Origin of the sequence: Streptacidiphilus sp. P02-A3a (assembly GCF_014084105.1) — a bacterium.
Taxonomy (GTDB): Bacteria; Actinomycetota; Actinomycetes; order Streptomycetales; family Streptomycetaceae; genus Streptacidiphilus.
The window spans coordinates 7,689,428-7,702,641 of sequence record NZ_CP048289.1; the positions used below are offsets into that span (position 1 = coordinate 7,689,428).

At 71.6% G+C, this 13,214-nt stretch carries 6 protein-coding genes; 1 reads left to right on the forward strand and 5 read right to left on the reverse strand.

Going from position 1 to position 13,214, the window contains the following annotated elements:
* Positions 1-5: 5 nt before the first annotated feature.
* From GXP74_RS32360 to GXP74_RS32370, 3 genes are all read right to left on the reverse strand, one after another.
* Positions 6-2,780: a DNA translocase FtsK gene (locus GXP74_RS32360; protein WP_182454818.1), complete on the reverse strand. Its 2,775-nt coding sequence runs from the start codon at positions 2,778-2,780 to the stop codon at positions 6-8.
* Positions 2,781-2,921: 141 nt separating this feature from the next.
* On the reverse strand, positions 2,922-3,611 hold the full coding sequence (locus GXP74_RS32365; protein WP_225448360.1) for a response regulator: 690 nt from the start codon (positions 3,609-3,611) through the stop codon (positions 2,922-2,924).
* Between the two features lie 467 nt (positions 3,612-4,078).
* Positions 4,079-8,569, reverse strand: coding sequence for a HAMP domain-containing protein (locus GXP74_RS32370; RefSeq protein WP_182456788.1), 4,491 nt, complete (start codon positions 8,567-8,569; stop codon positions 4,079-4,081).
* A gap of 320 nt (positions 8,570-8,889) precedes the next feature.
* Between GXP74_RS32370 and GXP74_RS32375 the strand changes: the two genes are divergently transcribed.
* Entirely contained in the window at positions 8,890-11,604 is a 2,715-nt protein-coding gene (locus GXP74_RS32375) for a SpoIIE family protein phosphatase (protein WP_182454820.1), read from the forward strand.
* Between the two features lie 47 nt (positions 11,605-11,651).
* Here the strand turns inward: GXP74_RS32375 and GXP74_RS32380 are convergent, their stop codons facing one another.
* Positions 11,652-12,497, reverse strand: coding sequence for a phosphatase PAP2 family protein (locus GXP74_RS32380; RefSeq protein ID WP_182454821.1), 846 nt, complete (start codon positions 12,495-12,497; stop codon positions 11,652-11,654).
* Between the two features lie 87 nt (positions 12,498-12,584).
* Positions 12,585-13,196, reverse strand: a complete 612-nt coding sequence (locus tag GXP74_RS32385; protein ID WP_182454822.1) for a helix-turn-helix transcriptional regulator — start codon at positions 13,194-13,196, stop codon at positions 12,585-12,587.
* Between the last annotated feature and the right edge of the window lie 18 nt (positions 13,197-13,214).

Here is a 13,214-nt window from a genome sequence, read left to right on the forward strand (position 1 = left end):
CGCCCTCATTCGCCCCGGAGAGTGAGCAGCACCCCGTCCAGCTCGTCCGCCGTGACCAGCACGTCGCGCGCCTTGGAGCCCTCGCTGGGGCCGACGATGCCCCGGGACTCCATCAGGTCCATCAGCCGGCCGGCCTTGGCGAAGCCCACCCGCAGCTTGCGTTGCAGCATCGAGGTCGAACCGAACTGGGTGGAGACCACCAGTTCGGCGGCCTGGACCAGCAGGTCCAGGTCGTCGCCGATCTCCTCGTCGATCTCCTTCTTCGGGCCGCTGCCGACCGTGACGTCGCTGCGGTACTCGGCCTGGAGCTGCGCCTTGCAGTGGTCGACGACGGCGGCGATCTCCTCCTCGGTGACGAACGCGCCCTGCATCCGGACCGGCTTGCCCGCGCCCATCGGCAGGAACAGCGCGTCGCCCTTGCCGATCAGCTTCTCGGCCCCGGGCTGGTCCAGGATGACCCGGCTGTCGGCCAGTGAGGAGGTGGCGAAGGCCAGCCGCGAGGGCACGTTGGCCTTGATCAGGCCGGTGACCACGTCCACGCTGGGCCGCTGGGTGGCCAGCACCAGGTGGATCCCGGCGGCCCGGGCGAGCTGGGTGATCCGGACGATGGAGTCCTCGACGTCGCGCGGGGCGACCATCATCAGGTCGGCCAGCTCGTCCACGATCACCAGCAGGTACGGGTACGGCGTGAGCACCCGCTCGCTGCCGAGCGGCGGCTGGAGCTTGCCGGAGCGCACCGCCCGGTTGAAGTCGTCGACGTGCCGGAAGCCGAAGGCGGCCAGGTCGTCGTAGCGCAGGTCCATCTCGCGGACGACCCACTGGAGCGCCTCGGCGGCCTTCTTCGGGTTGGTGATGATCGGCGTGATCAGGTGCGGGACGCCCTCGTACGCGGTCAGCTCGACCCGCTTCGGGTCGACCAGGACCAGCCGGACCTCCTCCGGGGTGGCCCGCATCAGGATCGAGGTGATCAGGCAGTTGATGCAGGACGACTTGCCCGCGCCGGTGGCTCCGGCGACCAGGATGTGCGGCATCTTGGCGAGGTTGGCGACGGCGGTCTGGCCCTCGACGTCCTTGCCCATGCCGACGATCATCGGGTGCGTGTCGTTGACCGCGATCGGCGAGCGCAGCAGGTCGCCGAGGTTGACCATCTCCCGGTCGGTGTTGGGGATCTCGATGCCCACGGCGGACTTGCCCGGGATCGGGCTGATGATCCGGACGTCGGGGCTGGCCACCGCGTAGGCGATGTTGCGGGCCAGCGCGGTGATCCGCTCGACCTTCACCGCGAGGCCCAGCTCGACCTCGTAGCGGGTGACCGTCGGGCCCCGGGTGAAGCCGGTGACCGCCGCGTCCACCTTGAACTCGGCGAAGACATTGCTGAGCGCGGCCACCACGTCGTCGTTGGCCTTGCTGCGGGACTTACCCGGGCCGCCCTTGGTGAGCAGGTCCGGCGAGGGCAGCTGGTATCCGACGTCGGCGGGCAGCCGCAGCTGCTCGGAGCGCAGCGGCGGTACCGCGTCGTCCTCCTGACGGGCGGTCGGCACCCCCGGCTCGCCGGGGGCGGCGTCCGGCTCCGGCGGCGCGTCGGCCGGCTCGGCGAGGTCGGGCAGCGCGGGCGTGCCGGGCGCCGCGGTGTTGTCCTTGACCTTGCTGAGCATGTTCACCAGCGTCGGCGAGGGGTGCACGCCGTGCATGACCGCGCCGTCCAGCGCCGCCGCGGCCGCCGCGGCCACGTCGATGGCGTCCAGGCCGCCCGGGGCCAGCTGCGGCTGCTCGGCCGGATCCGCCTCGGCGGCCTGGCGTCCGCGCGGACGTCGGCGGCGCGCCGGGACGGCCGCGCCCTCCTGCTCCAACTGCTCGCGTTTCTTCAGCAGCACCGCGCGTTCGGCGGGGGTGCCCGGCTCGCCCTCGAACTCGCCGAAGCCGAGGCCGTCGAGGTCGGTGTCCTCGAACTCGCCGTCGGGGTCGTCCGGGTCGGCGGACGGCAGCTCCGGCTCGATCAGCGACAGCCGCACGCCCAGCAGCCGCAGCCGCTGCGGGATCTGGTTGACCGGGGTCGCGGTGACCACCAGCAGTCCGAAGAAGGTGACCAGCAGCAGCAGCGGCACCGCCAGCGCCGGTCCGGCCGCGGTCATCAGCGGCCGGGAGGCGGCCATCCCGATGAGTCCGCCCGCGGCCCGGATCCGGGCCGCGCCGGAGTGCATGCCCGGCGCGCCGCAGCCGATGTGCACCAGGCCGAGCACGCCGATGCTCAGCGCGCTCAGGCCGATGACGATCCGTCCGTTGGCCTCCGGCCGCTCCGGATGCCGCATCAGCCGGATGGCGACACCGCCCAGGAGTATCGGCACCACCACCGACATCCGCCCGAAAGCACCCTTGACCACGTTGGTGACGCCGATCCCGAGCCAGCCCTGCGGATCGGACCAGGACCCGGCCGCGACCAGCAGTCCCAGCGCGATCAGCAGCAGCGCCAGGCCGTCCTTGCGGTGCGCGGGGTGCAGCCCCTTGGCGCCGTTGCCCACGCCCCGGGCCACCGCGCCGACGCCGTGCGCGACCCCGAGCCAACTGCCGCGCACCGCGCGGTAGGCGACCGGCTTGGGCGGCGCGGGTTTGACGGTGACGGCGATCGGCTCGGGCTTCTTGGCGGCGGCCTTGACCGGTGCCTTCGGCTTCGGCTTCGGCGCGGCGGGGGGCTTGGCCGCCGCCTTCTTGGCCGGGGCGGCCTTCTTCGCCGTCCCGGCGTTCCCGGTACGCGAACCGCTTCCGGACGTGCGTGTGGCCATGCGGCCCAGGTTACCGGTGGGAGCGGGGGCGCAACATGCGGTGCGCCCGGTTGCTCCGGTCGTGTCGGTGCCACGGCTCGGGGTGGCAAGGCGCCGGTCCGGGGCGGACCGTGGCGCGACGTCAGTTACCGCCGGGCGCGGTCAGTTCTCGCTGGGCAGGACCGGCCCCGGAGCCCCGGCGCCGGTTCCGGGCTCCAACGCGTCCAGCGCCCGGCGCAGTCCGGAGAGCCGCCGCTCCAGGTGGGTGGCGGTGGCCGCCGCGGCCGGGTCCGAGGACTCGTCGAGCTGCTTGGTCAGCGCCTCGGCCTGCTCCTCGACCGCGGCCAGCCGGGCCGAGAGCTCGGCCAGCAGCCCGCTCGCCGGGGCGCTGCGGGCGGGGGCCTCGCCGTTGCCGGACCGGCCGTCCAGCTGTAGCCGCAGCAGCGCCGCCTGCTCCTTGAGCTGGCAGTTCTTCATGTACAGCTCGACGAAGACGGAGACCTTGGCGCGCAGCACCCACGGGTCGAAGGGCTTGGAGATGTAGTCGACCGCCCCGGCGGCGTAGCCGCGGAAGGTGTGGTGCGGGCCGTGGTTGATGGCGGTGAGGAAGATGATCGGGATGTCCCGGGTGCGCTCGCGGCGCTTGATGTGGGCGGCGGTTTCGAAGCCGTCCATGCCGGGCATCTGGACGTCCAGCAGGATCACCGCGAAGTCGTCGGTGAGCAGCGCCTTCAGCGCCTCCTCACCGGAGGTGGCGCGGACCAGCGTCTGGTCCAGCGCGGACAGGATCGCCTCCAGCGCCAGCAGGTTCTCCGCCCGGTCGTCGACCAGGAGGATCTTGGCCTTCTGCACCTTGGCCTGCCCTCCTCGCCCCGGAGCTGTTCCGGTCGACGTCCCGTCGGCCGGGACCCGTGCCCCGACCGCCCCTGCCACGGCTCCGCCCACGCCTTCCGGCTTTGTCGCGATCCCGGCGGTTGCGCCGGTCCTGGTCGTACCCGTCACGGTCATGCTAGCCGCACCTCACTGCCCGCTACCCACGCCACCGACGATCCGTGTCTGGAACACGGCGCTCTGGTGACCCAGCCGGTACCCATAGCAACGCCGAGTGACACTATCCGGTTCCCGAACGGCACGGCCACCACCCCTGCGAGTGGTAACAGCTCTGGACGGGTTCCGGAGGCGGTCGGCGGTACCAGCAGGTTTCGGACAGATGCCCGCCGCCGACCCCCGCCAACCTGGAACGCGCCCGGCAAGGACGCCCAGGCCGGAGCGCGCGGACGGATCCGTCCGCGCGGGCCCCAGATCTGGACAGATGTCCGCTAACCGTGCCGGGCCCGCAGCCAGTGGTCCATCACCCCGAGCAGGTAGTTGGTGTCCACCGGCTTGGTGACGTGGTCGGAGGCCCCGGCGGCCAGGCTCTTCTCCTTGTCGCCCTTCATCGCCTTGGCGGTCAGCGCGATGATCGGCAGCCCGGCGAACTGCGGCATCCGGCGGATCGCCTCGGTCGTGGCGTAGCCGTCCATCTCCGGCATCATGATGTCCATCAGCACCACCGAGACGTCCTCGTGCTGCTCCAGCACCTCGATCCCCTCGCGGCCGTTCTCCGCGTACAGCACGGTCAGGCCGTACTGCTCCAGGACGCTGGTGAGCGCGAAGACGTTGCGGATGTCGTCGTCGACGATCAGCACCTTCTCGCCCTCGAAGTGCCCGCCGAAGGACGCCCCCTCGGACTGCCCGTCGTCCTCCGCCAGGTGGCGGGTCATGCCGTTGGCGATGCTGCCGCTGACCGGGGCGGGCACCGGGTAGTCCACCGGGGGCCGGGGCACGGCCGCGAGCACGGCGGCCTCGCGGCGGCGCTCCTGGGCCGCCCCGCGCACCTCGTCCGCCCAGGCCTGGGCGGGGTTGGCCGGGAGCGCGGCGACGGCGTTCGCGCCGGAGTCCAGCGGCAGGTAGAGCGTGAACGTGCTGCCGCGCTCCAGCTCGCTCTCGGCGTGGATCTCGCCGCCGAGCAGCCGGGCGATCTCCCGGCTGATGGACAGGCCGAGGCCGGTGCCGCCGTACTTGCGGCTGGTGGTGCCGTCGGCCTGCTTGAAGGCCTCGAAGATCTCCCGGAGCTTGTTGTGCGGGATGCCGATGCCGGTGTCGGTGACCGAGAAGGCGATCAGCGGCTGGTCCGGGTCGCTGATCGCGCCGCTCTCCAGCAGCTGCTCGCTGATGTGCTGCGGCACGATGTGCTCGAAACCGCCGCTTCCGGCGGGCTGGATCAGCAGTTCCACCGAGCCCGAGTCGGTGAACTTCACCGCGTTGGACAGCAGGTTGCGCAGCACCTGCTGCAACCGCTGCTCGTCGGTGTGCAGGGTGACCGGGAGGTCCGGCGAGACCCCGACCGCGAAGTCCAGGCCCTTGTCGGCGGTCAGCGGCCGGAAGGTCGCCTCGACGTAGTCCACCAGCTGCACCAGCGCGATCCGGGCCGGGCGGACGTCCATCTTCCCGGCCTCGACCTTGGACAGGTCCAGGATGTCGTTGATCAGCTGGAGCAGGTCCGAACCCGCGCCGTGGATGGTCTCGGAGAACTCCACCTGCTTCGGACTGAGGTTGCCCTCGGCGTTGTCGGAGAGCAGTTTGGCCAGGATCAGCAGCGAGTTGAGCGGCGTGCGCAGCTCGTGCGACATGTTCGCCAGGAACTCCGACTTGTAGCGCGAGGAGAGCGCCAACTGCTCCGCGCGCTCCTCCAGTACCTGCCGCGCCTCCTCGATCTCCGAGTTCTTGATCTCGATGTCGCGGTTCTGCGTGGCCAGCAGCTCGGCCTTCTCCTCCAGTTCGGCGTTGGAGCGCTGCAACTCCTCCTGCCGGGCCTCCAGTTCGGCCGAGCGCATGGACAGCTCGGCGGTCAGCCGCTGGGACTCCAGCAGCAGGCCCTCGGTCTTGGTGTTGACCGAGATGGTGTTCACCGTGACGCCGATCATCTCGGCGATCTGGTCCAGGAAGTCCAGGCTGACCTTGGTGAAGGCGTTGAACGAGGCCAGCTCGATGATGCCGAGCAGGCGGCCCTCGAACAGCACCGGCATCACGATCACGTTGACCGGCGCGGCCTCGCCCAGTCCGGACGCGATCTTCAGGTACCCGGGCGGGGCGGAGGTCAGCAGGATCGGCCGCTTCTCCACGGCCGCCTGCCCGATCAGCGACTCGTGCGGGCGGAAGGTCGTCGGCATCGCCCGGCGCTGGTAGCCGTAGGAGCCGATCAGCCTCAGGATCAGGTCGCCGTCGTCCTCGTCGTCCGGGACCAGCTCCGCCGGCCGGCTGCCCGGCTGGGCCAGGAAGAACGCGCCGTGCTGGGCCGAGACCACCGGAGTGAGCTCGCTCATGATCAGTGCGGCGACGGCCTCCAGGTCACGGCGGCCCTGCATCAGACCGGAGATCCGCGCCAGGTTGGTCTTGAGCCAGTCCTGCTCCTGGTTGGTACGCGTGGTCTCGCGCAGGTTGGCGATCATCTGGTTGATGTTGTCCTTGAGCTCGTCGAGCTCGCCGGACGCGTCCACGTCGATCCGCAGCGACAGGTCACCCCTGGTCACGGCGGTGGCCACCTGGGCGATCGCCCGCACCTGCCGGGTCAGGTTCCCGGCCAGCTCGTTCACCGACTCGGTCAGGTCCTGCCAGGTACCGGCGACGCCGGGGACCCGGGCCTGGCCGCCGAGGCGGCCGTCGGTGCCGACCTCGCGGGCTACCCGGGTGACCTCGTCGGCGAACGCCGACAGCTGGTCGACCATGGTGTTGATGGTGGTCTTGAGCTCCAGGATCTCGCCGCGCGCGTCGACGTCGATCTTCTTCGACAGGTCGCCCTTGGCGACGGCCGTGGTCACCTGGGCGATGTTGCGGACCTGCCCGGTCAGGTTGTTGGCCATCTGGTTGACGTTGTCGGTCAGGTCCTTCCAGATCCCGGCGACCCCGGCGACCCGGGCCTGGCCGCCCAGGGTGCCGTCGGTGCCCACCTCGCGGGCCACCCGGGTCACCTCGTCGGCGAACGCCGACAGCTGGTCCACCATCGTGTTCAGGGTGTCGGCGAGGGCCGCGACCTCGCCCTGGGCCTCGATGGTGATCTTCTTGGACAGGTCGCCGCCGGCGACCGCCGTGGCGACCTGGGCGATGTTCCGGACCTGGAAGGTCAGGTTGCTCGCCATGAAGTTGACGTTCTCGGCCAGGTCGCGCCAGATGCCGGAGACGCCCTTGACCCGGGCCTGCCCGCCCAGGATGCCCTCGGTACCCACTTCACGGGCCACCCGGGTCACCTCGTCCGCGAACACCGACAGCTGGTCCACCATCGTGTTGACGGTGGTGACCAGCTCCAGGATCTCGCCCCGGGCGTCCACGGTGATCTTCTTGGACAGGTCGCCCCGGGCCACAGCGGTGGTCACCTCGGCGATGTTGCGGACCTGGCCGGTGAGGTTGTTGGCCATGAAGTTGACGTTGTCGGTGAGGTCCTTCCAGGTCCCGGAGACCCCCGGCACCGCCGCCTGGCCGCCCAGCGTGCCCTCGGTACCGACCTCGCGGGCGACCCGGGTCACCTCGTCGGCGAAGCCCGACAGCTGGTCGACCATGGTGTTCAGGGTCGTCTTCAGCTCCAGGATCTCGCCCCGGGCGTCGACCGTGATCTTCTGCGACAGGTCACCGCGCGCCACCGCCGTCGCGACCTGGGCGATGTTGCGGACCTGGCCGGTCAGGTTCCCGGCCATGAAGTTCACGTTGTCGGTCAGGTTCCGCCACACCCCGGCCGCGCCCGGCACCATCGCCTGGCCGCCCAGGATGCCGTCGGTACCGACCTCCCGGGCGACCCGGGTCACCTGGTCGGCGAAGCCGGACAGCTGGGACACCATCGTGTTGATGGTGTTCTTCAGCTCCAGGATCTCGCCGCGCGCGTCCACCTCGATGGTCTGCGACAGGTCGCCGCGGGCCACCGCGGTGGTCACCTGGGCGATGCTGCGGACCTGGTCGGTCAGGTTGGTCGCCATCAGGTTGACGTTGTCGGTCAGGTCCTTCCAGGTCCCGGCGACGCCGGGGACGGTCGCCTGACCGCCGAGCCGCCCCTCGGTGCCGACCTCGCGGGCCACCCGGGTCACCTCGGACGCGAAGCCCGACAGCTGGTCGACCATGGTGTTCACGGTGTTCTTCAGCTCCAGCATCTCACCGGCGACGTGCACGGTGACCTTGCGGGAGAGGTCGCCCTTGGCGACCGCGGTGGTGACCCAGGCGATGTCGCGGACCTGCGCGGTCAGCCGCCCGGCCATCATGTTCACCGAGTCGGTGAGGTCCTTCCAGCTGCCGGAGACCCCGCGCACCCGCGCCTGACCACCCAGCTTGCCCTCGGTGCCGACCTCGATGGCGACCCGGGTCACCTCGTCGGTGAACTCCGACAGCGAGTCCACCAGGCCGTTGACCGTCCGCCCGACCTTCAGGAACTCCCCACGCAGCGGGTGCGAGCCGCCGTCCGGTCCGAGCGCGCGCAGTTCCATGCGCTGCTCCAGGTCGCCCTCGGCGATCGAGCCGAGCACCCGGCCCACCTCCGCCATCGGCCGGGCCAGGTCGTCGATCAGGGCGTTGCAGTTGTCGATCGCCGCACCCCAGGCACCCTCACCCGCGCCCGCCTCCAGCCGCTCCGACAGCCGCCCCTCGCGGCCCACCAGCCGCCGCACCCGCGCCAGCTCCCCGGTGAGGTGCTGGTTGCGCTCGGCGATCTCGTTGAAGACGGCGGCGATCTCGGCCATCACCGAGTCACCGGGCACGGTGAGCCGACGACGGAAGTTCCCGTCGCGCATCGCCGTGAGCGCGGACAGCAGCTTGCGTAGATCCGCCGCGTCCGCGCCCCGGTTGTGGCGGCTCCGGCCGCCCCGTACCGCTGCCGCGGCTGTCGCTCTGCTCGAATCCACCGGGGTCCCTCCAGAGTTGCGGACCGGCTGTCGCCAAACAATCTATCCACCCTACGGGGTTGCGGTAGGGCTGGCGCGGGGTATCGCCTTGCCGTTCGGGAGCGAGCAGCACGCTGCGGAAAGTAACCTGACGGGGTCACGCCCGTTGTCCCCGACACATCCCAGAGACAACGCATCTCCGCCGAACACAGCAGAAGAGGAGTCGCCACGTGGTCACCGCGCGGGCTGCCGCCACGTTCGAGCCGGTCGGCCGCTCCGTGGCGTCCGCGCGCGGCTTCGTCCGGGACACCTTGCAGGGCTGGGGCTTCTCCGAGGTCGTGGACGACGCGGTGGTACTCGCCAGCGAGCTGGTCACCAACGCCGTGGTGCACGCCGGAACCGCCGCCGAGGTGCTCTGCCTGCGGCACGAGCACTCGGTCCGGGTCGAGGTCGCCGACCGCTACCCGAAGCGCGCGCTGCCGGTCTTCGACGGCGCGCTCTACCAGGAGGCCGAGCGGGCGCTCAACGGCGAACCGGTGGACCAGCCCACGCTCGGCGGTGGATATGAGCCTCATCACACCGATTTGGAGCGCGAAGGGGGGCGTGGGCTGCTGCTGTGCGCCGCCCTGGCCGCCCGTTGGGGAGTCGACTACACCGCCACCCGCAAGCGCGTCTGGTTCCAGCTCGACCTGCCCGCCCGCGCCACCGGAACCCGCTTCGCCGGGCCGGTCACCCCGGACGAACTGCTGCCCGCCGCCGACTCCGCCGTCCGGGTCGCGGTGATCCAGGTCGACGCCGCGGGCAAGGTCAGCGGCTGGAACGCGGACGCCGAGACCTTGTTCACACTTCCCTCGGCCAAGACCGTCGGCCAGCCGCTCGGCGCGTACGCGGCCTGGCCGCAGACCCCCGGCACCGGCCTCGGCCTGGACGAGGCACTGCGGCTGTCCCGCTGGGAGGGCAGCTACGGCCTGCGCTGCGGCGACGGCCGGGTGATGCCGGTGTACGGGGCGCACCTGCGGGTCAGGGATACCCAGGGCGTGCCGTCGACCGTCTGCCTGCTGGTCCGCGAGCACGAACGCGCGGTGCTCCAGTCGCCGTTCCGGGGCAGCCAGCACAACGACCCGGTCAGTCCCGACAACCACAGCACCGACCTGCACGGCTTCGCCCGCTCCTTCGACGCCTTCATCGGGTCACCGGCCCCGGACGACCTCGACGGCCTGCTTCAGCGCACCGTGGAACGCGCCCGCGACATGCTCGACGGCGACGCCGCCTACCTGCTGCTGGCCACCGACGACGAGACCGAGCTGGAGGTCCGCGCCAGCTGCGGGCTGCCGTCCGGACGCCAGCGCTTCGCCCGGGTCCCGGTCGAGGCGAGCGCCGGACGCTACGGCTCGGCCCGGCTCCCGGCCGTCCACGACGACCTCACCGCGCAGCCCGGCACCGTCCCGCTGCTCACCGGAACCGGACTGCGGTCGGTGGTCACCGTGCCACTGAAGGTCGAGGGCCGGCTCACCGGCTCCCTCGGTGTCGCCGCGCAGGCCGCCGACCAGTACCGCAACGAGGACGCGCTGCGGCTTCAGTTCGCCGCCGACCGGATCGCGCTGGCCGTGGAGAGTGCCCGGCTGACCGAGCTGGAACGGCTCCGCCGGGGCTCGCTGTCGTTCCTGGTGGAGGCGTCCGACCTGCTCGCGGGCACGCTGGAACGCGACCAGACGCTGGCGCTGATGGCCCAGATGACCGTCCCCACGCTGGCCTCCTGGTGCGCCGTCTACACCATCACCGACCAGTCCGCCCCCGAACTCGCCTTCGTACTGCACGAGGACGAGGACCAGATCGACGGACTGCGCGAGCTGCTGACCCGGATCCCGCCGCCGGAGCCGCTGAACCTGCCGGGCGCGCGCAACTGGCGAGAACCCGCGGTCGCCGCGCACGAGGGCGCGATGCGGGTCTCCCTGCGCAGCCTGGCCCGCGAGGGCACCACCCGGCCGACCCCGGGCTCCGGCCCGGCCGCCGCGCTCGCCGCGGCGGCGGCCGTCGGCGGCGAGACCGTGGTGCTGCCGCTGGTCGCCCGCAACCGGGTGATCGGCATGCTCACCCTGGGCAAGGCCGCCGACGAGAAGTTCCGCCGGGAGATCCTGGAACTCGCCGAGGACCTCTCCCGCCGCGCCGCCCTGGCGCTGGACAACGCCCGGCTCTACTCCGAGCGCACCGCCATCAGCCGGGCGCTGCAACGCAGCCTGCTGCCTCCGGAGATGCCCCGCATCCCGGGCCTGGAGGTCGAGGTGATCTACCGTGCGGCCGGTGAGGGCAACGAGGTGGGCGGCGACTTCTACGACGTCTTCCCGATCCGCTCCGGCAGCTACGGCTTCGCCATCGGCGACGTCTGCGGCACCGGTCCGGAGGCCGCGGCCGTCACCGGGCTGGCCCGGCACTCGCTGCGGCTGCTCGCCCGCGAGGGCCTGTCCGCACCGGAGGTACTGAAGCGGCTCAACGCCGCCATCCTGGACGAGGGCGCCCGCAGCCGCTTCCTGACCCTGCTCTACGGCGAACTCACACCGCACGAGGACGGCACCGTGGAGATCCGCTCGGTCTGCGCCGGACACCCGCTGCCGCTACGGCTGCGCCCCGACGGCACGGTCAACGCCGCGGCCGAGCCGCAGCCGCTGCTCGGCGTGATCGAGGACCTGGAACTGACCGAGGAGACCTTCACGCTCGACCCGGGCGACGTGCTGCTGTGCGTCACCGACGGGGTGACCGAGCGCCGCGAGGGCAGCCGGATGCTCGGCGACGACGGTCTCGCGGAGGTCCTCTCCGGCTGTACCGGGCTGACAGCGGGGGCGGTCGCGGCGCGGGTGCTGCGCGCGGTGGAGCGCTTCGCGCCGGAACCGGCCTCGGACGACATGGCCATCCTGGCCCTGCGCGTGCCGACGGTGACCGGCCCCTGAGCTCCCCCTGAGTGCCCACCTGAGACCGGCAATCGTCCGAAGCCGGCTCAGCTCACCGGGACCGACACCTCGTCGGGCCGCTCCGTCGGCACGGACCGTGCCCGGGCCGTGCGCCGACGCAGCACGATCCGCGCCGCGCCCCACTGGAGCAGGTAGCTGAACAGCAGCAGGGCCACCGCCGCCAGGCCGTCGAACCAGTAGTGGTTGGCCGTCACCAGCACCACCGTCACGGTCACCAGCGGATGCAGCAGGATCAGCCAGCGCCAACGGCTCCGGCTGACCTTGATCACCGCCACCGCCACCAGGACGCACCAGGCCACGTGCACCGACGGCATCGCCGAGTAGGAGTCGGCTTGCAGTCCGCCGACCGACGCCCCGTAGACCGACTGCCCGTACTGGACCGCCGTGTCCACCATCCCGGCCACCGGAAGCAGCCGAGGCGGCGCCACGGGTATCAACTGCACCGCCAGGGACATCGCGGTGACCAGCACCAACGTCGTCCGGACCCAGGGATACCGCTCGCGGTGCCGGAGGAACAGCCAGACCAGCAGCGCGATCATCACGCCGAAGTGCATCGACGCGTAGTAGTAGTTGGCCCCCTGGATCAGCAGGTGGTGCGGCAGGAACCAGCGTTGCAGCGCGGCCTCGCTGGGAAAACCGAGTCTTCGCTCGGTGTCCCAGATCCACTGCCCGCGGGCGACGGCGTCGTCGGTGCCCATCACCGACAGCTGGCCCGCGAACTGCCACACCGCGAACAGCGCCACCACCGTCGCTGCCTCGCGCAGCACCAGCCCGACGGCCGCCCTGCCCGCGCGCCGGGCCAGCAGCGAGCCCGTGTACACGGCAACGCTCAACGCCCCGGCGGACTGCCAGGACAGCGTGAGATTCTGCACGGCAGACCGCCTCTCTGCGCAGGGCATCGCACCCGGGGACGCCGTCGTCGGACGGTGCCGGGTGCACCGTTTGGGCACACCGTAACGTCAGGTACTGACAACGGACACCTCAGGGCCGCCTTCCGGTGCATCCGGCAGCGGGCTGCGCAGCGGATGCCGGATCAGCAGGCTTGCCTGGACCTCGGTCTGATCCAGCGCCGCATAGGTGTGCGGCTGGTCGCAGACCCAGGAGACATGCTCCCCGGCCCGGACCACCAGGGGCGCGGGCACCGGCCCGACCAGGGCGGTGCCACTGAACACGGTCAGGTACTCGACCACTCCGGGGCCGTGCCCGGGAGAGGTCTGCGCCGTTCCGGGGCGGATCCGCAGCCGGTAGAGCTCGGTGCTGATCCCCCCGTCCACGAAGGCCTCCAGCAGCGTCGCCGACACCGCGTCACCGTGCACCACCGTGGCCTCCCCCTCCGGCCCGGCACCGGGTGCGGCCAGCAGCGCCGCCAGCGGTACCTCCAACTGCGCGGCGATGACGTAGAGGGTGCCTGCCGTGGGATTGCGGGTTCCCGACTCCAGGCCGGAGAGCGTCGCCTTGCCGACCCCCGCCCGGCGGGCCAACTCCGAGAGGCTGAGCCCGCGTTCGCCGCGCAGTCGGCGGATGCGCCGCCCCGTTTCCGCAGCCGGGCCGTCCGGCCATCCCTGTTCCATGGCATTGAGTATCCTCCT